General features: G+C 71.8%; 19 protein-coding genes. 11 read left to right on the plus strand and 8 right to left on the minus strand.

Features of this window, described 5'->3' with window-relative positions; all coding sequences use genetic code 11:
• Nucleotides 1-70: 70 nt before the first annotated feature.
• The 3 genes from QZ607_RS00075 to rfbD all read left to right on the plus strand — a co-directional run bounded on the left by QZ607_RS00075 (nucleotide 71) and on the right by rfbD (nucleotide 3,016).
• Nucleotides 71-1,462: an MFS transporter gene (locus QZ607_RS00075; protein WP_295878237.1), complete on the plus strand. Its 1,392-nt coding sequence runs from the start codon at nucleotides 71-73 to the stop codon at nucleotides 1,460-1,462.
• Between the two features lie 76 nt (nucleotides 1,463-1,538).
• Complete coding sequence (gene ssb, locus QZ607_RS00080; RefSeq protein ID WP_295878240.1) at nucleotides 1,539-2,024, plus strand: single-stranded DNA-binding protein; 486 nt, start codon at nucleotides 1,539-1,541, stop codon at nucleotides 2,022-2,024.
• A gap of 77 nt (nucleotides 2,025-2,101) precedes the next feature.
• Entirely contained in the window at nucleotides 2,102-3,016 is a 915-nt protein-coding gene (gene rfbD, locus QZ607_RS00085; RefSeq protein ID WP_295878243.1) for a dTDP-4-dehydrorhamnose reductase, read from the plus strand.
• 83 nt (nucleotides 3,017-3,099) lie between these two features.
• On the opposite strand, the gene QZ607_RS00090 is transcribed toward rfbD, so the two are convergent.
• Nucleotides 3,100-4,710: a hypothetical protein gene (locus QZ607_RS00090; protein WP_295878246.1), complete on the minus strand. Its 1,611-nt coding sequence runs from the start codon at nucleotides 4,708-4,710 to the stop codon at nucleotides 3,100-3,102.
• Nucleotides 4,711-5,208: 498 nt separating this feature from the next.
• On the opposite strand from QZ607_RS00090, the gene QZ607_RS00095 reads away from it, so the two are divergent.
• The gene (locus QZ607_RS00095) at nucleotides 5,209-7,071 is read left to right on the plus strand and encodes a phosphoenolpyruvate carboxykinase (GTP) (RefSeq protein WP_295878250.1); all 1,863 of its coding nucleotides are present in this window, start codon (nucleotides 5,209-5,211) and stop codon (nucleotides 7,069-7,071) included.
• Between the two features lie 356 nt (nucleotides 7,072-7,427).
• The gene (locus tag QZ607_RS00100) at nucleotides 7,428-7,826 is read left to right on the plus strand and encodes a hypothetical protein (protein WP_295878252.1); all 399 of its coding nucleotides are present in this window, start codon (nucleotides 7,428-7,430) and stop codon (nucleotides 7,824-7,826) included.
• 59 nt (nucleotides 7,827-7,885) lie between these two features.
• Here the strand turns inward: QZ607_RS00100 and QZ607_RS00105 are convergent, their stop codons facing one another.
• A complete protein-coding gene (locus QZ607_RS00105) occupies nucleotides 7,886-8,221 on the minus strand; it encodes a hypothetical protein (protein ID WP_295878255.1) in 336 nt (111 codons plus the stop codon).
• Nucleotides 8,222-8,315: 94 nt separating this feature from the next.
• Nucleotides 8,316-9,113: a ComF family protein gene (locus tag QZ607_RS00110; protein ID WP_295878257.1), complete on the minus strand. Its 798-nt coding sequence runs from the start codon at nucleotides 9,111-9,113 to the stop codon at nucleotides 8,316-8,318.
• Nucleotides 9,114-9,556: 443 nt separating this feature from the next.
• On the opposite strand from QZ607_RS00110, the gene mltB reads away from it, so the two are divergent.
• Nucleotides 9,557-10,783, plus strand: a complete 1,227-nt coding sequence (gene mltB / locus QZ607_RS00115; RefSeq protein ID WP_295878259.1) for a lytic murein transglycosylase B — start codon at nucleotides 9,557-9,559, stop codon at nucleotides 10,781-10,783.
• On the opposite strand, the gene QZ607_RS00120 is transcribed toward mltB, so the two are convergent.
• A complete protein-coding gene (locus QZ607_RS00120) occupies nucleotides 10,761-11,183 on the minus strand; it encodes a secondary thiamine-phosphate synthase enzyme YjbQ (protein ID WP_295878261.1) in 423 nt (140 codons plus the stop codon). The two genes, mltB and QZ607_RS00120, sit on opposite strands and share 23 nt — an antisense overlap.
• Before the next feature lie 88 nt (nucleotides 11,184-11,271).
• On the opposite strand from QZ607_RS00120, the gene recG reads away from it, so the two are divergent.
• Nucleotides 11,272-13,416, plus strand: a complete 2,145-nt coding sequence (gene recG, locus QZ607_RS00125; RefSeq protein ID WP_295878262.1) for an ATP-dependent DNA helicase RecG — start codon at nucleotides 11,272-11,274, stop codon at nucleotides 13,414-13,416.
• A 20-nt stretch (nucleotides 13,417-13,436) separates the two neighbouring features.
• Here recG and QZ607_RS00130 read toward each other — a convergent pair whose 3' ends face one another.
• The 4 genes from QZ607_RS00130 to QZ607_RS00145 all read right to left on the minus strand — a co-directional run bounded on the left by QZ607_RS00130 (nucleotide 13,437) and on the right by QZ607_RS00145 (nucleotide 16,957).
• The gene (locus tag QZ607_RS00130; RefSeq protein WP_295878593.1) at nucleotides 13,437-13,568 is read right to left on the minus strand and encodes a hypothetical protein; all 132 of its coding nucleotides are present in this window, start codon (nucleotides 13,566-13,568) and stop codon (nucleotides 13,437-13,439) included.
• Nucleotides 13,569-13,600: 32 nt separating this feature from the next.
• Complete coding sequence (mtgA, locus tag QZ607_RS00135; protein ID WP_295878263.1) at nucleotides 13,601-14,347, minus strand: monofunctional biosynthetic peptidoglycan transglycosylase; 747 nt, start codon at nucleotides 14,345-14,347, stop codon at nucleotides 13,601-13,603.
• A gap of 95 nt (nucleotides 14,348-14,442) precedes the next feature.
• Entirely contained in the window at nucleotides 14,443-16,029 is a 1,587-nt protein-coding gene (locus tag QZ607_RS00140) for a GAF domain-containing protein (RefSeq protein ID WP_295878264.1), read from the minus strand.
• A gap of 139 nt (nucleotides 16,030-16,168) precedes the next feature.
• The gene (locus tag QZ607_RS00145; RefSeq protein ID WP_295878265.1) at nucleotides 16,169-16,957 is read right to left on the minus strand and encodes a biliverdin-producing heme oxygenase; all 789 of its coding nucleotides are present in this window, start codon (nucleotides 16,955-16,957) and stop codon (nucleotides 16,169-16,171) included.
• A gap of 494 nt (nucleotides 16,958-17,451) precedes the next feature.
• Here QZ607_RS00145 and QZ607_RS00150 point away from each other — a divergent pair, with 494 nt between their 5' ends.
• The 4 genes from QZ607_RS00150 (at nucleotide 17,452) to QZ607_RS00165 (ending at nucleotide 21,078) form a co-directional block, all read left to right on the plus strand.
• Nucleotides 17,452-18,486: a MoxR family ATPase gene (locus tag QZ607_RS00150; RefSeq protein ID WP_295878266.1), complete on the plus strand. Its 1,035-nt coding sequence runs from the start codon at nucleotides 17,452-17,454 to the stop codon at nucleotides 18,484-18,486.
• Nucleotides 18,487-18,581: 95 nt separating this feature from the next.
• Nucleotides 18,582-19,571, plus strand: a complete 990-nt coding sequence (locus tag QZ607_RS00155) for a DUF58 domain-containing protein (RefSeq protein WP_295878267.1) — start codon at nucleotides 18,582-18,584, stop codon at nucleotides 19,569-19,571.
• A complete protein-coding gene (locus QZ607_RS00160) occupies nucleotides 19,568-20,098 on the plus strand; it encodes a DUF4381 domain-containing protein (RefSeq protein WP_295878270.1) in 531 nt (176 codons plus the stop codon). Before QZ607_RS00155 ends, QZ607_RS00160 begins: the two co-directional genes overlap by 4 nt.
• 5 nt (nucleotides 20,099-20,103) lie before the next feature.
• Complete coding sequence (locus QZ607_RS00165; protein WP_295878272.1) at nucleotides 20,104-21,078, plus strand: VWA domain-containing protein; 975 nt, start codon at nucleotides 20,104-20,106, stop codon at nucleotides 21,076-21,078.
• The last annotated feature ends 17 nt before the right edge of the window (nucleotides 21,079-21,095 follow it).

A 21,095-nucleotide genomic window follows, 5' to 3' on the forward strand; every position in this document is an offset into this window, starting at 1 on the left:
CTGTGCGGCGGCCGGCCGCTGCCGGCGCCCCGCAGGCTCCGTCCGTCTCACGTCAGCAGAGGTTTCCGACTTGTCCAGATCCGCCCCCGGCCGTGCCGAGATCCCGCCGCTGACTGCCCTGGAGCGGCGCGCCGCCGCCGGGCTCGCGGGCATCTTCGCGCTGCGGATGCTCGGGCTCTTCATGATCCTGCCGGTGTTCGCGCTCTACGCGCACGACCTCGCCGGCGCGACGCCGCTGCTGGTGGGGCTCGCCATTGGCGCCTACGGGCTCACCCAGGCGCTCCTGCAGATCCCCTTCGGCCTGTTGTCCGATCGCATCGGCCGCAAGCCCGTGATCTACGCCGGGCTCGTGCTCTTTGCGCTGGGCAGCGTCATCGCCGCCGTCGCCGACTCCATCCACTGGGTCATTATCGGCCGGGCGCTTCAGGGCAGCGGCGCGGTGGCGGCGGCCATCATCGCGCTCACGGCGGATCTGACCCGTGAGACGGTGCGCACCCGCGCCATGGCCGCCATCGGCATCAGTGTGGCGCTGTCTTTCGCCGCGGCCCTGGTGCTGGGGCCGGTGCTGGGCGAGCTCATCGGCGTGTCCGGCATCTTCTGGCTCACCGGCGCCTTTGCGCTGCTCGGCATGCTGTTGCTGGCCCGGGTGGTGCCGGCGCCGGCCCGCTCCGCGACCCATCGCGACGCCGAGCCCGTGCCCGGCCAGCTGGGCGGGGTGCTGGCGGACACCACCCTGCTGCGCCTCGATGCAGGCATCTTCCTGCTGCACCTGACCATGGTGAGCCTGTTCGTGGTGCTGCCCCTGTCCCTGGCCGAGGCGGGGCTGCCGGCCGCCGACCACTGGCAGGTCTACCTGCCCGTGGTGCTGGCCGCGATTGTGCTGATGGTGCCCTTCATCATCGCCGCCGAGCGCGCCGGACGGGCTCGCGGGGTGCTGCTGGGCTCGGCGGCGGCGCTGGCGGCGGCGCTGCTCGGCTTCGCGCTGGCGCCGTCGAGCCTGTGGCTGCTGGCGCTGCTGCTGACGGTGATGTTCACCGTGTTCAATCTGCTGGAGGCGGTGCTGCCGTCGCTGGTGTCCAAGGCCGCGGGCGCCGGCGCCAAGGGCACGGCCATGGGGGTGTTCGCGAGCGCCCAGTTCACCGGCGCCTTTCTCGGCGGCGTGCTCGGCGGGCTGGCGCACGAGCGCTTCGGGCCCGGGGCCGTCTATCTGGTGGGCGCCGGCGCCGCGCTGGTGTGGCTCGCGGTGGCCTGGACACTGCGCCCGCCCGGGCAGCTGGCGACCCATCTGCTGCCGCTCGGGGCGCTGCCCGCCGCGGCGCTGCCGGCGCTGCGCGAGCGCCTGCTGGCGGTGCCCGGGGTGGAGGAGGCCGTCATCGCCGTGGACGAGGGCGTGGCGCATCTGAAAGTGGACAATCGGCGAATCGATTGGGCAAGATTGAGTGCTGTCGCTGCGGGAAGCTGACGCTTCCCGCAGGCATCAAGCTGTTCGGCTGCCGATCTGAGACCGACACGTACTACAGGGTAATTGGGAGGCTCGCATGGCCAGCGGCGTCAACAAGGTCATCATTATCGGCAACCTAGGTGCCGATCCAGAGGTTCGCTACACCGCCAATGGCAGCGCCGTGACCAACATCCGTGTCGCGACGGGTGAGTCCTGGAAGGACAAGAACACGGGTGAGCTCCAGGAGCGGACCGAATGGCACCGCATCACCCTGTTCGCGCGACTCGGTGAGATTGCCGGCCAATACCTGCGCAAGGGCTCCAAGGTCTACATCGAAGGCAAGCTGCGGACCAGGAAATGGCAGGATCAGCAAGGTCAGGACCGTTGGAGCACCGACATTATCGCCGACCAAATGCAGTTTCTCGACAGCCGCGGCGGCGGTGGCGGCGGCCAGGGGCCGACCTACGGCACGGGCACCGCCCCACAGCAGCAGGAGCGCGCACCGGAGCCCGCCGGCGGCGGCGCTCCCCCCGAGGGCGGCTTCCCGGGGGATTCCGGGTTCGACGACGACATTCCCTTCTGAGCGCTCGACCCGCATCGCCCGGCGCCCGCGGATCGCGCCCAATCGCACCCACCACCTGAGCACGCAGCGACCACCCCATGTCCGACCTCCCCCGCATCCTCCTCATCGGTTCCGACGGTCAGGTGGGGTGGGAGCTGCGGCGGACGCTGGCGCCGGTGGGGCAGGTGATCCCCGCCTCCCTGGGCGGGCACGGCGGGCCGGCCGTCGACCTGGTGGACGCCGCGTCCATCCGCAAGGTGTTCAACGCGACGGCGCCGGATGCGGTGGTGAATGCCGCGGCCTACACGGCCGTGGATAAGGCCGAGAGCGAGTCCGAGCTGGCCCGCGCCATCAACGCGGACGCGGTGCACGTGCTCGCCGAGCTCTGCGCCGGCGCCGGCATCCCGGTGGTGCACTACTCCACGGACTTCGTCTTCTCGGGCGACACCGATCACCCCTACCGCGAGGACGACGAGCCCGCGCCCATGAGCGTCTACGGCCAGACCAAGCGCGCCGGGGAGCTGGCGCTGCTGGACTCCCCCGCCGATGCCCTGGTGCTGCGCACGGCCTGGGTCTACGGTGTGCGCGGGCGCAACTTCCTGCTCACCATGCTCAACCTGTTCCGAGAGCGCACGGAGCTGCGCATCGTGGACGACCAGGTGGGCACCCCCACCTGGAGCCGGATGCTGGCGGAGGTGACCGCACAGGTCCTGCACGCGGTGTTCACGCATGCGGTGGACATCAAGCAGGTACGGGGCCTCTACCATGTCACCGGCGGGGGGGCGGTGTCCTGGTTCGGCTTCGCCAGCGCCATCCGCGAAGCGACGGGCAACGACTGTGCCCTCATCCCCATTCCCACCAGCGAGTATCCGGCGCCCGCGCGCCGGCCCGCCTATTCGGTGCTGGACACCACCAAGTTCCGGGCGACCTTCGGCCTCAAGCTGCCCGACTGGCATCAGTCGTTGGCGCTCTGTCTCGAGGACCTGTCGGAGCAGACGGCACCGCGCGTCTGAGTCGGCAGCGGCGCATGCCCGCCGTCGCGTGCCTGACCGGGAGAGCGCGCCGACTGGACGCCCGGCGGTACGGGCTGCCCGCGTCAGTCAGCCGGCGCGCCCGCCAGCAGGCGCTCGATGCGCGCGCCGTAGACCTCCAGCGCCACCCGCTCCGCCGGCAGCAGCAGGTCGGTGTGCGCCGGGTCCGCGGGCGCTGCCTTGCCGACCAGCGCGCGGAAGTCGTACAGGGCCTGCCGCACCGCCGGATGATCCGTGTGCACCACGGTGCCGAAGCCAGGTCCCATGTCGGTGCCGAAGTGCGCGAGGGGGTCGGCGGCGTCCGGTGCCTGGGTGGCGGGGTCGCCGTCCGCGGACGGCGCGAGCAGGCCGAGGCGCCAGAGCGCGCGCGCCGCCGCATCGCTCAGCACCGCTTTGGGGGCCGCCTGCTCCAGCTTGATCAGTGTGGCGAGCCGGCGTTGATAGTCCTGTGTCTCGCGTTGATCCAGCGGTGCGGTGAGCCGGGCCTTCGGCAGTGCGACCTCGCCGCCGTCGGCGCGGCGCAGGGTGAGGGTGGGCTGCGCTCGCCCGCCTGCCGTGCCGGACTCGAAGCGCCAGCGCGGCATATCGCCGCCCGCAAGCTCGAAGCCGACGCCGTACTTGGCCCGGACGAGCTCCGGCTGGCGGTCGGCCTTCACCCGCCGCTCCAGGTGGCTCAGGAACTCGGCCCAGGTGTAGGGATCGCTGCGGCTCGCACCGTCGCGGTAGAACATGCCGGTGTTGCCCGTGACCACGGGGGAGTCATGCGCATAGCCGTGCGGTGCCGGCCACTGCGGCGACGCGACCGCCGGCGCCGCCTGCCCCGGCGCCCGCAGCATGGCATCGGCGGCGCGCGCGCCGGGCCTGGGCAGGCTCGGCAGGGCGGAGGTGTAGCCCCGGGGTGCAAGCTCCAGCAGGAGCGCGGGCCGGCCTGGGAGGCTGTCGCGTAGGCGGCCCGTTGCGGCGACCGCAGGCGGCGCGTCGGGCTGCGGCGGCGGCTTCACGGTGCGGGTATGTCGCGCGTCGCCCCGGGCCAGGGTCAGGACGCGGCGACCCTCGGCTGCGCCCAGGAAGTGAAACAGATAGTCCTCCACCGGGTCGCTCGCCCCCGAGTCCCTGCTCAGCAGGACTTTGGCGAGCGCCAGGATGGTGAAGTTGTGGCGCAGGAGCCTGAGCTCTGTGTCGTCCGGGCCGCGCAGGCCGGCCATGGTGTCGCGGATGATGAGCCGCACATGGCTGTCGCAGAAGGGGCCGAAGCCCAGGTCCAGCCGGCGGCGGCCCGCGCTCGGGTCGGCGGCGGTGGTTGCCAGCAGCTCATCGCCGTAATGATGGATGATCCGTTCGAAGGTCCGGGGCTGGAACTGCCAGACCCCCGCCGCCGAGCCGAGCCGGTCGCCGCCCAGCGGCGGGCGCACGAAGTCGTTCCAGGTGTGGGCGCTCTCGTGCTCGCCGGTGGCGAGCAGCTGCCCCAGGCTGTAGTCCGTGCGCTCCGCCACGTCCAGCAGCACCAGAAGCTGATCGGCGCGGATGTCCTGGGTGCGCTCGTAGTCGCGGGCGCGGCGGGCGGCATGGGCCTGGAAGCGCAGCAGCGTGTTCTGCCAGCTGACGGCGGCATTGACCGGCTGCGGCGGCAGCAGCGGCGCGGCTGTCGCCGGCGCCGCCAGCAGCAGGCAGCACACCAGGACAACGCGGCCGAGCGCCCGAGGCCAAGCATCGGCTGCCGGCGGCGGAGTGGAGTCCGCCTTTCCCGGGCTGCCGACTGAAGTCGGCGAAACGGCGACGGCCGCGCGAGTGGGCCAGCCAGGCGCGTGGTCGCGGTGGCCGGCGCGCAGTCGCGACGGGGGCCGGGTAGGTGCTGCTGGGATCGGCATGGTGCTTGGCTGGAAGCTGATCGACGGCTGTCAAAGGCTTGATTGCGCAGCGCTTGCGCAGACCTGCGAATGGTCCCATAAATCTCACACCGGGCCATGGCGCGGAGTTTGCATTACCTGCGTCAGCAGTTTCCGCCGCGGGCATCCGGGAATGGCCGGGATGGCGCGGATGTCAGCATCGATTGTTGCGGCGGATCACGCAAGGCGCCGGTTGTCCGGCGCTGTGAACCGCATCCCGGTAACCTCGGCGGAACCCTGAAGCAACACTGCCGGCCCCGGCTTCATTGCCGCAGCGGAGATTAGACCATGACCACCACCCATGACGGTGCGCGCCGCACCGGTAACCGCAAGCTCCTCGACTGGGTCGATGATATGGCCCGGCTGTGCCGGCCGGAGCGCATCTACTGGTGCGACGGGACCCAGGCCGAGTATGACCGCCTGTGCGATGAGATGGTGCAATCCGGCGCCTTCATCAGGCTCAACCCGGACAAGCGGCCCAACAGCTACCTCGCGCGCTCGCACCCGAGCGACGTGGCCCGCGTGGAGAATCGCACCTTCATCTGCTCCGAGGACGAGGAGGACGCAGGCCCCACCAATAACTGGATGGACCCCGCGAAGATGCGTGCCATTCTGCGCGAGCGCTTCGACGGCTGCATGCGCGGGCGTACCCTGTACGTCATCCCCTTCAGCATGGGCCCCATCGGCTCGCCCATTGCGCAGATCGGCGTGGAGATCACGGACTCGCCCTACGTGGTGATCAACCAGCGCATCATGACCCGCATGGGCCAGCCGGTGCTGGACGCGCTGGGCGAGGCGGGCGACTTCGTGCCCTGCATGCACAGCGTTGGTGCACCGCTTGCCCCGGGCGAGCAGGACGTGCCCTGGCCCTGTGCCGGCAATGTCGAGGACAAGTACATCACCCACTTCCCGGAGACGCGGGAGATCTGGTCCTACGGCAGCGGCTACGGCGGCAATGCGCTGCTGGGCAAGAAGTGCTTCGCGCTGCGCATCGCCTCCGTGATGGCGCGGGATGAGGGCTGGCTCGCCGAGCACATGCTGATCCTGGGGGTGAAATCTCCGGAGGGCAGGAAGCACTATGTGGCCGGCGCCTTTCCGAGCGCCTGCGGCAAGACCAACTTCGCCATGCTGATCCCGCCCAAGGGCTTCGAGGGCTGGGAAGTCACCACCGTCGGCGACGACATCGCCTGGATCAAGCCGAACCCCGAAGACGGCAAGTTCTACGCCATCAACCCGGAATACGGCTTCTTCGGCGTCGCCCCCGGCACCAACGAAAGATCCAATCCCAACGCGGTCGCCTCGCTGCACGCCAACTGCATCTACACCAACTGCGCGCTCACGGATGACGGCGATATCTGGTGGGAGGGCCTCACGGACGAGCCGCCGGAGCACCTGATCGACTGGCAGGGCAAAGACTGGACCCCCGGCAGCGGCCGGCCGGCGGCGCATCCCAACGCCCGCTTCACGGCCCCCGCCAGCCAATGCCCGTCCATCGACCCGGAGTGGGAGAACCCCCAGGGCGTGCCCATCAGCGCCTTCCTGTTCGGCGGGCGCGTGAGCAAGAACTTCCCGCTGGCGTTCCAAAGCTACAACTGGGAGCACGGCGTCTACATGGCCGCCACCATGGGCTCCGAGGCCACCGCCGCCAGCATCGGCCAGGCGGCCATGCGCCGCGACCCCATGGCCATGCTGCCCTTCTGCGGCTACAACATGGCCGACTACTGGAAGCACTGGCTGCGCATCGGCCGGCAGCACGTGGCCACGCCGCCGCGCATCTTCCGCGTCAACTGGTTCCGCAAGGATGAGCACGGCAAGTTCGTCTGGCCCGGCTTCGGCGAGAACATGCGGGTGCTGAAATGGGTGGTGGACCGTTGCGAGGGCCGCGTCTCCGCCATCGAGAGCCCGCTCGGCTGGCTGCCCGGCTGGGACGACCTGCACTGGGAGGGGCTGAGCTTCTCCAAGGACAAGTTCTTCGCCATCATGAACATCGACAAGGAAGTGGCGCGCCAGGAAACCGTCGAGCAGGAAGAGCTGTTGACCCGCTTCGGCGACCACCTGCCGCACGAGATGGAGCTGGAGCGGGAGCTCCAGCTGGCCAGGCTCTATCACTCGCCGCCGGTGTGGGATCTGTCCCGGGCGGTGGCGGCCTGATCCCGCCGGCTCCCGCTGCCCGACTTCAGTCGGTGCAAAGGCGCGGGCCCAGTCCAGCCGGCTGAAGCCCACAGCTTCCCGCCCAAGTCCCGCCGCCGGCTGCGGCGGCGGGGCCGGTCCTGACCGACCATCGGCAGTTCGGGGCGGCGGGCGTCGCTGCTGCCCCCGCTGATGCCCCCGCTGATGGCCGCTATACTGCCGGCTTCCCGGCCCTTGCGCGGCGACCGCGCGCCTGCATGCAGGACATGCCACCGAGCCCCTTTTCCGTCGTCCGCCACGGATGGCTTGCACGATGGTGCGCCCTGCTGTGCCTGTGTACGGCCGCGGCCCTTGCGACGGGGCAGGACCACGCCGCCATGTCCCGGGACCCTGGTTCGGAGTCGGTGCAGGCGGTCATCGAGGCCGTTCGCTTCGCCTTCGGTCTGGAGGCCGCCTTCTGGGAGGACCCCGGCGCGTTCCGCACCCGTGATGCGGTCTATGCGCACTTCCGCCAGGGCTTCAGCCCGGATCTCGCCGCCGCCATGACCGCGCACGTGCTCGCGGGTGACGGCGATCTCGCCACCTGGGTGCCGGAGCAGGTGCATGTGGTGGATCTGGAGGCGACGCAGGCGCTGGTGTGGTTCCTGACACCGGCAGCCTACGGCAGGCACGGGCTCTGGGATCTCGCCGACTACATGCACGTGCACCTGCGCCGCGAGGGCCAGGGCTGGGTGGTGGACTGGGCCGAGGACCGCTCCGCGCCGCCGGTACGCTGACCGGTGGGGCCGGCGCCGCGGTCCCCAGCCCCCAGCCCCCAGCGCTTACCCCCAAGCCCTCAGTCAGGCAGTCCCAGCGCCCGCCGAAAGTCCCGCTCAGCCAGGTCGATGCGGCTCCCGAGCGCCGAGCGCTGCGGTCCCTCCAGGGTGTCGGCGTGCTCGCGCAGGCTGTCGGTGAGTGCCGCCAGTGCTGTCAACACATCGGCGCGCGGCAGTGCCGCACCGCCCGCGGCGTTGTGGTGGCCGTCGGCGGCGTCCGCGGGCTCGACGCGGGCACTGCGTGGAATGAGCTTCTGACTGCCGTCCGCGGCATGGGCCGTCATCGGGCCCGTCTTGGCGTAGCGCTCGCCCTGCCAGAGGAAGCGGCTGCCGACCGGGAGTTGGGTGAACTTCATCGCTCGCGCTCGGCTCCTGTCGTCGCGTGGTATTCAGGCCTCGGCATCGTGCCGTCTTACTTGGGAGCCGCGGACCGGCATGCCCGGGGGCGGCTCAGGGCGTGCGCGCCAGACACCAGACATCGACCCGTGCGGCCCCGGCACGGCGCAGGGTGCGGGCCACCTCGGCGACGGTGCTGGTGGTGGTCACCACGTCGTCCAGCAGCGCCACATGGGCGCCGGTGAGGTCTGCGGTGGTGCGGAAGGCCCCGCGCAGGTTCTGCTGCCGGGCCTTGCCCTCGAGCGAGGTCTGCGGCGGCGTTGCGCGCGTGCGCACGCAGGCGGCGGTGGCCACCGGCACCTCCAGGCGCCGGCCGACGATCCGCGCCAGCTCCAGGGCCTGATCATAACCGCGTTGTCGCAGCCGGTGGGTGTGCAGCGGCACCGGAATGATGGTCTGCGGGGTGTCCACCGCCGCGCCGACCAGCGCGTCCGCCAGCAGCTGCCCCATGAGCCGCAGCGTGTTGAGCCGGCCGTTGAACTTGAAGCCCGCCACCAGCGCCGGCAGGGGCTGCTCGTAGCGAAAGGCCGCATGGGCACGCAGGAAGGGCGGCGGCTTGCGCCGGCAGCCGCCGCAGAGCGGTCCATCGCTGTCGTCGGACGAACCGGTCACGGCCGCCGCCGGCAGCGGCAGGGCACAGCGCACGCAGGCGAGGCCGAGCCGCGGCAGCTCCGCAGCGCAGCCGGCGCAGAGGTCGCGGCCGGTCTCCGCCGCCGCGCCGCAGAGGATGCAGGTGGGCGGGAAGGGCAGGTCCAGCAGGGCGCGGGCGAGTGCCCATACGCCCCGGGACTTCGATGCGCGCTCGCGGCAGGTGCTCGCGCGCGCGTGTTGCCCGTTACTGCTGTCCATCATCGTCCATTGCTCCAGTGCGCGAAGCCGCGGCGATGCCGTCGGTTGCCACGACCCGGTTTCCCCGGCAGGATTGAAATATGTCCTCGGTCATCGATCTCTACGAGCAGCTCAATGCCGCGCCGGACGAGCGGGCGCGCTCACGGCTCATCGCCGATTCGATCTGCTCAAGTGGCTGGTGCCGCTCATGTTCGGCCAGGTCCTGGCCATCGCTGCCCCGGTCAAGCTCCTGTGATGGCCCCCGGCCGCACCGACTGATGCTGATTGCCGCTGGGTGCGCCCCTGATGCCGTGCCCAGGCCGTTGCCCCGGCGTCCGTCCATGCGTGGCGCGGCGGCGCGCGCCGGCGGGACAGCGCCTCGGTTTCCCGTTAACATCCAACCCGCCGATCAATGACATAAGCCGGCGCCAGCAGCCGGCCCGGGGGAATCAATGCCGGGGGAATCAATGCGTCCGTCGCCGTTTCGGATCATCACCATCCTGTTGCTGCTGCCGCTCGCCGCCTGCGGCTCCAACCCAACCGCCGACGCGCCGCAGGCCAGGCTCGCCAGCGCCCATGGGTCGGCGGCGCAGGCGCCCGTGCGCTTCAGCAGCTCACCCAGGCTCACCAGCGGCCCCTATGCCGGCCGCGGCGACGTGGAGCGCTTCATTGACCGCATGCAGGCCAAGGGCTATACCCGTGCGGAGCTGGTGGGCATCTTCTCGCGGGTGCGCCCGGATGACTGGATCATCGAGTACATGAACCGCCAGTGGCGACCGTCGCCCGGTCCCAACGGCGCCTGGACCCGCTACCGCGCCCGGCATATCACGCCGGCCATGCTGAGCCGCGGCACGGCCTTCTGGAGCCAGCATGCCGCGGAGCTGGAGCGCGCCTCGCGCAAATACGGCGTCCCACCCGAGTACATCGTCGCCATCATCGGCATCGAGACCAAATGGGGCGGCTACATGGGCAAGCACCGCATCATCGATGCCCTGGCGACGCTGGCCTTCGATTATCCGCGCCGGGCCGAGTATTTCACCGACGAGCTGGAGAACTACCTGGTGATGGCCCGGCAGGAAGGCTTCGACCCCTTCCAGCCCGTGGGCTCCTTCGCCGGGGCCATGGGCTACGGGCAGTTCATGCCATCGAGCTACCTCAAATACGCCGTGGACTTCGACGGCAACGGCCGCCGGGACCTCTGGGACAAGGAGGACGCCATCGGCAGCGTCGCGCATTACTTCCAGCAGCACGGCTGGAGGTCCGGGGAGCCGGTGACGGTGCAGGCCACGGGCGGGGCTGGGCTGCCGGAGTCCATGGACGTGGGCTTCAAGAGCCGCTACCGGGTGCGCGACCTGACCGCCCGCGGCGTGCGCCCGTCGCTGGCGCTGCCGGATGACAAACAGGTGAGCCTGTTGCGGCTCGATGCCGCCGGCGGCTATGAGTACTGGATCGGCCTCGACAACTTCCAGACCATCACCAAGTACAACAGGAGCACCTACTACGCCATGACCGTGCACCAGCTGGCGCAGGCGTTGAAAGCCCCGGCACGGCGGCAGCGCGCGCTATGTGGTGGAGCCCGGCGCCCAGGCGGCACCGGGCCCCGCCGGCTGACGACGTCGCCTGCGCGGCTGACCCCTGCGCGGCGGACCAGGGTCACGGCGGGGTCTGGCCTCAGGTCTTGCCCTGCACCGTGACCAGCACCTGCCGGCGCTGGGCGTCGGTGCGGTGCTCGTACAGGAACACGCCTTGCCAGGTGCCGAGCGCACAGCGGCCGTCCGCCACCGGCAGGGTCAGGTCCATCTGGGTGAGAATGGACCGCACATGGGCGGGCATGTCGTCGTCGCCCTCGGCGGTGTGGCGGAAGAGCGGGTCGCCGTCCGGCACCAGCCGGGCCAGAAAGGCCTCCAGGTCACGCCGCACGGTGGGGTCGGCGTTCTCGCACAGCATCAGCGACGCGCTGGTGTGCTGCACGAAGACGTGACAGAGTCCGGTGCGGATGCCGCTCGCCTGCACCGCCTCCTGCACCCGGTTGGTGATGTTGGTGGTGCCGCGACCGCGGGTGGCCACCTCGAACCGCTGTTGACTCGTCTGCATGCCTGCGCCTCCATCCGATCGTCACCCGAGTGTACCCTCCGCCGGCAGCGCGGCGGCGCCGCCTGAGGCGGGATTGAATGCTCAGGGATTGGATCAGATCCCGGTCACCGCGCTCAAGCGGGTCGGCCCCAAGCTCGCCGAGCGCCTGCACAAGCTCGGTATCCACACGGCGGCGGACCTGCTGTTTCACCTGCCTGCCCGTTATCAGGATCGCTCCCGGCTGCGCGCCCTCGCCGAGCTGCGCGACGGCGACGAGGCGCTGGTGGAGGGTGTCGTCGAAGACGCCCAGATCGCCCACGGGCGGCGGCGCTCGCTCAAGGTCTGGCTGCGGGATGCCGCCGGCGGCGGGCTCATGCTGCGCTTTTTCCATTTCTCCCGCGCGCAGATGGACGGGATGCGCATCGGCGCGCGCCTGCGCTGCTTCGGCGAGGTGCGGCAGGGGCCGCAAACCCTGGAGATGGTGCACCCGGAGGTGCAGTATCAGCCGGCCGATGCTGCCGATGGCTCCGCTGGGGGCGCCGCCGTGGATGTGCCGCTCACGCCCATCTACCCGTCCACCGAGGGCATGCAGCAGATCACCTGGCGGGGGCTGACGGATCAGGCGCTGGCGCTGCTGGCGGCGCATCCACAGGCGCTGGCGGACCTGGTGCCGGCGGTCATCGCCGAGCCGCTGGGTCTGCCGCCGCTGCATGAGGCCATCCAGACCGTGCATCGCCCGCCGGCGGATGCTCCAATGCAGGCCCCAATGCAGACCCAGCTCCGGGCCCAGGTGCAGGCGCTGGTGGAGCGCAGCCATCCCGCCTGCCTGCGGCTCGCCTTCGACGAGATGCTGGCGCACCAGCTGGCCCTGCGGCGTCTGCGCGCGGAGCGCCGCCACCTGGCGGCCGTGGGCCTGGCCGGCGACGGCGCCCTGCGCGGGCGGCTCCTGGCAGGGCTGCCCTTCGCGCTCACCGCGGCCCAGCGCCGGGTGGTGGACGAGATTGCCCGGGATCTCGCCGGCACCCGGCCCATGATGCGGCTGCTGCAGGGCGATGTCGGCTCCGGCAAGACCGTCGTCGCCGCGCTGGCGGCCCTTCAGGCCGTGGAATGCGACCGCCAGGTGGCGCTGATGGCGCCGACGGAGCTCCTCGCCGAGCAGCATCGCAAAAGCCTGGCGGGCTGGCTTGGGCCCCTCGGGCTCGACATCGCCTGGCTGTCCGGCCGGCACAAGGGGGCCGAGCGCGCCCAGGTGCTGGCGCGCATCGCCGCCGGCGAGGCGCGGGTCATCGTCGGCACCCACGCGCTCTTCCAGCAGGACGTGACCTTCGCGGCGCTGGGGCTCGTCATCATCGACGAGCAGCACCGCTTCGGCGTGCACCAGCGCATGGCCCTGCGCGAGAAGGGTGCCGAGCAGGGGCGACTGCCGCACCAGCTCATCATGACCGCGACACCCATTCCGCGCTCCCTGGCCATGGCCGTCTATGCGGACCTGGATCTGTCGGTCATCGACGAGCTGCCCCCCGGGCGCACCCCCATCAAGACCGTTGCGGTGCCGGACAGCCGCCGGGACGAGGTGATCGAGCGCGTGCGCAAGGCCTGCGCCGCCGGCCGTCAGGCCTACTGGGTGTGCACCCTGGTGGAGGAGTCCGAGGCCCTGCAGGCCCAGGCCGCTGAGGACGCGGCGGCGGACCTACGCGAGCGCCTGGGGGGCTTACGCATCGGCCTGGTGCACGGGCGGGTCAAGGCCGGCGAGCGGGAGCCCGTCATGGCCGCCTTCGCCGCCGGGGAGCTGGACCTGCTGGTGGCCACCACGGTCATCGAGGTGGGCGTGGACGTGCCCAACGCGAGCCTGATGATCATCGAGAACCCGGAGCGGCTCGGGCTGGCCCAGCTGCACCAGCTGCGCGGGCGGGTGGGGCGCGGCTCAGTGGAGAGCTATTGCCTGCTGCTCTACCACGCCCCACTCACGGCGGCGGCCCGGGAGCGCCTGGACATCCTGCGCCGGGAGACGAGCGGCTTCGCCATTGCGGATGCGGACCTGCGCATGCGCGGGGCGGGCGAGGTGCTCGGCACCCGCCAGGCGGGCATGGCCGCATTCCGGCTCGCGGACCCGCTGCGCGACAAGGACCTGGTGCGCGCCGCCCAGCAGGGCGCCGACCGCCTGCTGGCAGACGCCTCCCCCGACGGCCGCGCGCGGGTCACGGCTCTGATCCACCGCTGGCTCGGCGACCGGGAGGACTATGGGCACGTGTGAGCCCGGCGGAGCGCCGCGACTTACTGAGTCACCGGCCGGCGCAGAATCTCGCCGCCGATGAGCTCGACCCGCTCCTCCGTGCAGAGGAGCAGATCGTCGAGGGTCTTGAGCCTGACGGCTTCCCTTGTCGTTCTATTGGGCAGTGCGCGCATGTGGATACGCTGGACGGCCTAAGCCGCCCGGGTCAACGCGCCGCCGCCTGCGGCCAGACGCCTTCCAGGTAGCCGACCCCACCCAGCTGGCGCATCTGCCGCTCGATCCAGCGGGTGCGGCGCTGCACGTAAGCCGAGGGCGCTTCGGCGCGGTAGACCTCGGGGTTCGGCAGCACGGCGGCGAGGCGGGCCGCCTGGCCGTCGCTCAGGGCCACTGCGGGCCGGTCGAAGAAGCGCCAGGACGCCGCGCCGACGCCGAAGGTGTCCGGGCCGAACTGGGCGATATTGAGATAGACGGTGAGGATGCGCTCCTTCGGCCACAGGGCCTCGATGAGCAGCGTGAGCCAGGCCTCCGCCGCCTTGCGCAGCGGGTCCCGCCCCGGCCACAGGAACAGGTTCTTGGCCGTCTGCTGGCTGATGGTGCTGGCCCCGCGCAGGCGCCCCCCCGCCTGGTAGTCGGCCCACGCCTGCTTGAGCTGTACCAGATCGAAGCCGACATGCTCTGGAAAGCGCTGGTCCTCGGCGGCGACGGCGGCCAGCGCCATGGCAGGCGCAATGGCGTCGCTGTCCACCCATTCGTGATAGAGGCGGGGCCTGGGTGCGTCGGCCCAGGTCGCGGCGATCCAGTGGCGGAGCATGAAGGCGGAGGTGGGCGGGTCCAGCCAGCGCAGCAGGCCGACGCTCAGCACGGACAACAGCACCAGCAGGCCCAGTGCAGCGGCAAGCGCTTTCAGCACCACAGCCAACCGGCGGCGCCCACTGGATCGCTTCTTGGCCAAGGTTGCGTTTGGACTGGCTGCTTCAGGACGCAAGGGGTCAGGGGTGTGCGGTGGTCACAGGCCTGCCGCCCGCCCGACGGCCGGCCATACCGGTCTCACTCCCGCAGCAGGTCCGCGTTCACCTGTCGCAGCAGCAGGCTGCGGAACTTCTTGGCACTCAGCAGCACGGTGTCGCTCCAGGGCTCCGCATGGCCGGTCTTCGTCTCCAGCCAGGCGGCGAAGGAGCTCCGCGGCGAGAGCGTCTCGCTCTGGCTGTTGAAGAGGGTGCTCTTGCGCGGATCGCCCGCCCAGTAGACCGTCTGCGGCTGCTCCGGGCGGAACCAGACGAAGCAGCGCTCCACGCGCTCGCCGTCGCGATAGGCGCCCACACGCACCGCAAGCAGGCCGCTCGCCTCGCGCTGATAGACGCCCGCCGGCGGGTAGGACGCCGGCAGCGCGTCGGTGGCGAACACGGGCTCCGGGTGCTCGCGCTCGAGCCACCCGAGCAGCGCCCGGACCTCCGCGGGTGCGGGGGTGCGGCCGACGGTGATGAGCTCGGAGCCCTGGGCATCCGCGAGCACGGCACCATCCGCCTGCACCAGCTTGAGCAGGGCATCGCCGACGTGGAAGTCGCGGTCGGCGCCGGTCTCGAAGGCGGCGATGCCGGCGGCGAGCCGGGCGATGTCGCGGTCGCTGTCGCTCACCGCGGCGAGGCGCTGGTTGGTCTGATAGCCGGAGACGCCGAGGGTGAACACCTGCACCAGATCCGCACAGCGCTCGCGCAGCTGCAGCGGCACCGCACGCGGCTCGTTGTGATGGCAGGCGATGAGGCCCCAGAGCGCTCCATTCAGCACCACCGAGAACGACAGCGACGCCGTGACCTCCATGTTGTGCAGGTACTCGATGTGCACCGGCGACACGGCCCGCAGGTCGGACAGGGTCAGGTCCGGTTCGTACCCAGGGGCGGCGACGATGGGCACGGGCGCGGCGTCCACGTCGGGGATCTGTCGGTGGCGGTTGGCCCGGTAGAGGTCGCGCGCGATCTGCGGGATGTCCGACGCCGGGTAGCGGAGGCCAAGATAGGGCGCGAGCCCAGGCTCGGCGGCCTCGGCGATGACCTCGCCGCAGCCGTCCGGCAGGAAGCGGTAGACCATGACGCGGTCAAAGCCGCTCAGCTTGCGCATCTGCTCCGCCAGGAGCCGGCAATGGGCTTCCCACTCGCGCGCGGTGTGAGGCATGCGGTACAGGGCGTGCGGCACCGGGCGCAGGGCATGCTGCTGCTGGGCGCTCGGCAGGGCCGGCTCCAGCTCCAGCAGCCAGTTCTCCGCGGTGCGGGACAGGATGGCGTCCAGCGGGCCCTGAGGTCCCGTGGCCAGGTCCACCAGCATCAGCTTCTCGGCATGACCGCGCCGCTGCGCAGGGGTGCTGTCGATGGCCGCTTTGAGCAGACCGGAGTGATCCGGGTCCAGAGGCCTCTCGCCGGGGCCTGGGCCACCGCCGCCGCGCAGCACGTCCAGCAGCGGTCTGTCGAGGGCGCGGTGGACGGGCACGTCGAGCCAGTCGGCAAGGTCCGCGCCGGCGCAGCGGATGCTGGCGTCGCCGATGCGCCCGCCCAGCAGTGTGCCGTAGGGCTGAATGGCGCCGATGCGGTGCAGGGCCTCGCGCTCGCACGCGTCGATGAAGCCAGGGTCCAGATTCGTCATCCGTGCTCGGGGCAGGTCGCTGGTGCCGATGGATGGGGGTCAGGTGCAGGCACGGCGCACGCAGGGCAAGGCCGCGCGCGGCGGCGTCGCCATGGGGCCGGGGCTGCCGGCGCGCTCGACGGCCTTGCCGCAAGCCCGCTCATGGCAGCGCCGATGCATCGGTGCTCGCCCGGCCCGGCCCCGCCCCGGGCCCCGCCGCGGTGCCGGCGTCGGCGAGCGCGGCGTGGACGCTCTCGAAGGTGCCGAGCGCGCCGTCCAGCATGGCCTGCTCGGTGCCGGGGCGTGCTGCCGCCCAGGCGGACAGGACGCTGCCGAAGCGGCGCCAGTCACCGGCCGCATGCCGGTTGCGGAATTCAAGGAAGGCCGTCGGCAGCGCGGGCGGTGTGGGACTTGGCCCGTCCGGGCCGCTGCCCGAGCTTGCGCGCCGGTTGTGCTTGAGCCGCCGCGCGATGAGCTGCCCGCCGAGCGTGGACCCCTCCAGCACATAGAGTCCGCCCAGGGCCGATGCCGTGCGCCGCGGCTCCGCAGCCTTCAGCAGCGGGTGGACACGCGCGCAGCGGTCGGGCTTCGGCATGCTGCCGATGGCGGCGGCGCCCGCTGGGTGCGGGTCGGCGACGTGCAGCGCCTGCAGGTCCTGGAGCAGCGCGGGCAGTTTGGGGGCGATGCCAAGCTCGCTGCGGAGCCGCTGCGGCACGGCGGCGTAGAGTGCGGGCTCAAGCGCTGCGTAGACGCCGTGCAAGGCGTGCAGATAGCACCGGTAGTCCTCGCCGCTGGGGTATGCCGACAGCAACCTGTGCATCAGGGGCAGGGCCTCGGTGGCCGCGTGCACCGCTGCGGTGTGCTCGCGCAGTCGGCGCATCAGGGCCGGCGGGCCGTCCGCCGCCCGCGCTTCGACGCGGCGCCCGGCATGGGCCGTTGCGGGGGGCATCAGCACGACGCCAGAGCCTGCCGGCCGACGACAGAGCAGGCGCGGGGCCAATGCCCTGTGGGCAGACCGCCCGGCCGCCCCCATAACCGCTTCGCGGCGGCCCGCGCGCGCACTCGCCGCCCGTCACCGTCACTGCGCCGTGACCGGCGTCCGTGCAGCGACAGACTGGTGAAGGCAGTGAAGGTGCGCATCGAGATAAGGATGAAGCGGCGGCGGAGCCGGCGTGGCTGCGTAGCAGAGCCACCAGTATAGCGGCGGCGGCGTCCGCACGCAGAGCGCCCCGGGGCGTGGGCGGCAATCCTAAGGCCGCGCGCTCAGGCCCGCCACAGCCCGCCGCCCGCCGGTCTGCTGCTGTCGCGGATTACAGCTTGGTAAGGCGCAGGCAGCCCGGGGTTAAGCCAACCCATGGCAGACTCGGGCGTCGCGCGATAAGGGGTCGCGCGCCGCCGGCGTCGCACCCGCAGGCAGACACATGCACTTAAGGAGCGTACTGAATGTCGCAGCCGAATCCCGAGCCCGCAGCCGCCCAGGCGGCGCCTGAGGGCAGCACCGCGCCGAGCAGGGATCAGGCCGCCTTCGCCCGCCTGCGCTCGGACCTGCGCGGGCGCATTGTCGGGCAGGATGCGCTCATCGAGCGCCTGCTGATCGCCCTGCTCGCCGATGGCCACCTGCTGGTGGAGGGCGCCCCGGGGCTTGCCAAAACCACGGCCGTGAAAGAGCTCGCGGCGCGTATCGAGGGCAATTTCCAGCGCGTGCAGTTCACGCCGGACCTGCTGCCGGGCGATCTCACCGGCACCGATGTATACCGGGCGGAGACCGGCGGCTTCCAGTTTCAGCCCGGCCCGCTGTTTCACAACCTGGTGCTCGCGGACGAGGTGAACCGCGCCCCGGCCAAGGTGCAGTCGGCGCTGCTGGAGGCCATGGGCGAGCGCCAGATCACCGTCGGCGGGCGCACCTACCAGCTGCCCTCGCCCTTCCTGGTGATGGCCACGCAGAACCCCATCGAGCAGGAGGGCACCTATCCGCTGCCCGAGGCGCAGCTGGATCGGTTTCTGATGCACGTGCGGGTGGACTATCCGGACCCGGCCTCCGAGCGCAGCATCCTCGACATCGCCCGGGCCGAGGCACGCGGACGCCTGCATCGGCCCGCAACGGACACGGCGCCCCGCATCGAGCATGCGCAGATCAACGCCGCCCGCGATGCCGTCATGGACCTGCACATGGCCGAGCAGCTGGAGGAGTATTTGATCCAGCTGGTGCTGGCCACCCGGGACCCGGCACCCTACGACGCCGAGCTGGCGCGGCTGGTGGACTATGGCGCGAGCCCGCGCGCCACCATTGCGCTGGACCGCTGCGCCCGTGCCCATGCCTGGCTGCGCGGTGCCGACTACGTGACCCCGGAGGACGTGCACGCCGTGGCCTACGACGTGCTGCGCCACCGCGTGCTGCTGAGCTATGCCGCCGAGGCGGAGGGCGTCAGCACCGACGCCTTCGTCGCCGAGCTGATCCGGCAGGTGCCGGCGGTTTGAAGGGTGAAGCTTGAAGGGCGGGTCCGGCTGACGGGCGCTGGGCCGGGGCATGCGCGCCTCGCACCGCTCTGCCGGTAACGCTGTCCACCGAAGCCATGACTGAATCCATCGACAATCCCGCCATCCGGGTCGATGCCGAGGCCCTGATCGGCCTGCGTGCCCGGGCCGAGCGCCTCAAGCTCAAGCGCGCCACCACCTCCCGCGCGGCCCTCGCCGGCGCCCATCGCTCGCGCTTTCGCGGTCGCGGCATGGACTACCGGGAGTCCCGCCATTACCAGGCCGGCGACGACATCCGCAACATGGACTGGCGCATCACCGCGCGCGCCGGGGATCCGCACGTCAAGGTCTTCGACGAGGAGCGCGAGCGCCCGGTGGTGCTGCTGGTGGACTTCGGCCCGAGCATGTTCTTTGCGAGCCGGGGCGTGTTCAAGTCGGTGCAGGCGGCCCGGCTCGCGGCGCTCATCGGCTGGTCCGCTGTGGCCCGCGGTGACCGGGTGGGGGCGCTGCTCTTCAACGGCGGCCACACGGAGCTCTCGCCCCGTGGCGGGCGCCGTGGCCAGATGCGCCTGATCCGAGCCTTGGTGGATGCCGGTGACCCGCGGCGGCGCATGCAGCTGGTGGACGCGGCGGCCACCGAGCCGCACAGCGGCCTCGGCGACGCCCTGGTGCGCCTGCGCCGGGTGGCCCGGCCCGGCAGCCTGGTGTTCCTGCTCTCGGACTTCTATCGCCTGGATGCGGACACGGGACGGCACCTCGCCAACCTGGCCCGGAACAATGACCTGCTGGCGGTCCAGCTCCTGGATGCGCTGGAGCTGGCGCCGCCGCCCCCCGGGCGTTACGGCATCAGCGACGGCCGCCGCCGCGGCCTCTTCGATGCCGCCGATGTGCGCGAGCGCAAGCGCTGGCGCAGTCACTTCGCGTCCCGCCAGGCCGAGGTGGCGCAGCTCATGGACGCCAACGGCGTGCCCCTGGTGCGCTGCATGACCGACGCCGACCCCATGGCCACCCTCACAGAGCTGCTGCGGGCGCGCCCGGGTACGGCGGCGTCCGGGCAGCCACAGGCGCAGGCCGTGCCCGCGGCATGACCACCCCCACAGACCCACAGGGCACCACCCAGACCGGCGCCGGGGCGCTGCCGCCGGCGCATCCGGCCCTGGGGGCGCCGGAGCAGCTGCACCTGCGCGACATCCACATGCCCGGCGCGCCCCCCGGCTGGCCGCCTGCGCCCGGCTGGTGGCTGCTGGGCCTGCTGCTGCTGGCGGCACTGGCGCCGGCCCTGCTGCGTCTGGCCCGGGCCTGGCGGCGCCGGCGGCGGCGCGAGCGCGTCCTTGCCGAGCTCGATGGCATGCGGGGTGCGGAGTGCGGACCCGCGCTGGTGGCGGCGGTGTCCGCGCTGCTGAAGCGCGCGGCCCTGAGTCGCTTCCCCCGCGCTGAGGTGGCGGCCCTGACGGGCGCTGACTGGCTCGCCTTCCTCGACCGTACCGGCGGCGCCGGCGGCTTTGCCGATGGGCCCGGCCGCGTCCTCGCCGACGGCGCCTATGCCCCGCGGCAGGACTGCGATGCCCCGGCCCTGCTGGCCCTTGCGCGCCGCTGGCTGCGACAGAATCTTTGACCCGTATGGATCTCACGCTCGCACATCTCTGGGTGCTGGTGCTGCTGCCGCTGCCCTGGCTGGTGCGCCGGCTGCTGCCGCGGGCGGCGGCCGGCGGCGGCGCCCTGCGGGTGCCCTTCTACGCGGCGCTGGCGGAGGGCGAGCGCCCCGGCCTGCCGCCGGCGCGCTGGCCTGCGCTGCTGGGGCTCCTGGCCTGGGCGCTGCTGGTGCTGGCGGCGGCGCGCCCGCAATGGATCGGCGAGCCGGTGGCCCTGCCGCTGGCGGGGCGTGACCTGATGCTCGCGGTGGACATCTCCGGCTCCATGCGCGAGGAGGACATGGTCATCGGCGGGCGCATCGTGGACCGGCTGACGGCGGTGAAGGCCGTGGCCGGGGACTTCATGGAGCGCCGCGAGGGCGACCGCGTGGGTCTCATCCTGTTCGGGCAGCAGGCCTATGTGCAGACGCCGCTCACCTTCGACCGCGACACGGCCCGTACCCTGTTGTTCGAGGCCGCCGTCGGCCTCGCCGGCCGTGAGACGGCCATCGGCGATGCCATCGGGCTCGCCGTCAAGCGCCTGCGCGATGCCGACACCGACGAGCGGGTGCTGATCCTGCTCACCGACGGCGCCAACACCGCCGGCACCATCCGCCCGCTCAAGGCCGCGGAGCTGGCGGCGGCGGCCGAGGTGCGCATCCACACCATCGGCGTCGGCGGCGACCCGCGCAGCGCCTATGGGCTCACCCTGGGCCGCAACCCGCTGGACGAGGGCACGCTGAAGGCCATCGCCGAGACCACGGGCGGGCGCTACTTCCGCGCCCGGGACGTGGGGGAGCTCCAGGCCATCTACGCCATGCTGGACGAGCTGGAGCCGGTGGCCTCGGATCAGGCCACCTTCCGACCGGTGGACGAGCTCTACGCCTGGCCCCTGGCCGCTGCGCTGGTGCTGAGTGCGCTGGCGGCGGCGGGCCGCGCCGGTCTCGCCGGGAGGCTCGGCTGATGGTGCCAACGCGCCGC

Source organism: uncultured Thiohalocapsa sp. (assembly GCF_913063425.1).
In the GTDB taxonomy this organism is placed as follows: domain Bacteria; phylum Pseudomonadota; class Gammaproteobacteria; order Chromatiales; family Chromatiaceae; genus Thiohalocapsa.

What these genes read in the sequence shown, in the direction of transcription:
- ssb (WP_295878240.1), top strand. Translation starts at nt 1,539, where the DNA reads ATGGCCAGCGGCGTCAACAAGGTCATCATTATCGGCAACCTAGGTGCC.
- rfbD (WP_295878243.1), top strand. Translation starts at nt 2,102, where the DNA reads ATGTCCGACCTCCCCCGCATCCTCCTCATCGGTTCCGACGGTCAGGTG.
- QZ607_RS00095 (WP_295878250.1), top strand. Translation starts at nt 5,209, where the DNA reads ATGACCACCACCCATGACGGTGCGCGCCGCACCGGTAACCGCAAGCTC.
- QZ607_RS00100 (WP_295878252.1), top strand. Translation starts at nt 7,428, where the DNA reads ATGTCCCGGGACCCTGGTTCGGAGTCGGTGCAGGCGGTCATCGAGGCC.
- QZ607_RS00105 (WP_295878255.1), bottom strand. Translation starts at nt 8,221, where the DNA reads ATGAAGTTCACCCAACTCCCGGTCGGCAGCCGCTTCCTCTGGCAGGGC.
- QZ607_RS00110 (WP_295878257.1), bottom strand. Translation starts at nt 9,113, where the DNA reads ATGATGGACAGCAGTAACGGGCAACACGCGCGCGCGAGCACCTGCCGC.
- mltB (WP_295878259.1), top strand. Translation starts at nt 9,557, where the DNA reads ATGCGTCCGTCGCCGTTTCGGATCATCACCATCCTGTTGCTGCTGCCG.
- QZ607_RS00120 (WP_295878261.1), bottom strand. Translation starts at nt 11,183, where the DNA reads ATGCAGACGAGTCAACAGCGGTTCGAGGTGGCCACCCGCGGTCGCGGC.
- QZ607_RS00130 (WP_295878593.1), bottom strand. Translation starts at nt 13,568, where the DNA reads ATGCGCGCACTGCCCAATAGAACGACAAGGGAAGCCGTCAGGCTCAAG.
- QZ607_RS00140 (WP_295878264.1), bottom strand. Translation starts at nt 16,029, where the DNA reads ATGACGAATCTGGACCCTGGCTTCATCGACGCGTGCGAGCGCGAGGCC.
- QZ607_RS00145 (WP_295878265.1), bottom strand. Translation starts at nt 16,957, where the DNA reads ATGCCCCCCGCAACGGCCCATGCCGGGCGCCGCGTCGAAGCGCGGGCG.
- QZ607_RS00150 (WP_295878266.1), top strand. Translation starts at nt 17,452, where the DNA reads ATGTCGCAGCCGAATCCCGAGCCCGCAGCCGCCCAGGCGGCGCCTGAG.
- QZ607_RS00155 (WP_295878267.1), top strand. Translation starts at nt 18,582, where the DNA reads ATGACTGAATCCATCGACAATCCCGCCATCCGGGTCGATGCCGAGGCC.
- QZ607_RS00160 (WP_295878270.1), top strand. Translation starts at nt 19,568, where the DNA reads ATGACCACCCCCACAGACCCACAGGGCACCACCCAGACCGGCGCCGGG.
- QZ607_RS00165 (WP_295878272.1), top strand. Translation starts at nt 20,104, where the DNA reads ATGGATCTCACGCTCGCACATCTCTGGGTGCTGGTGCTGCTGCCGCTG.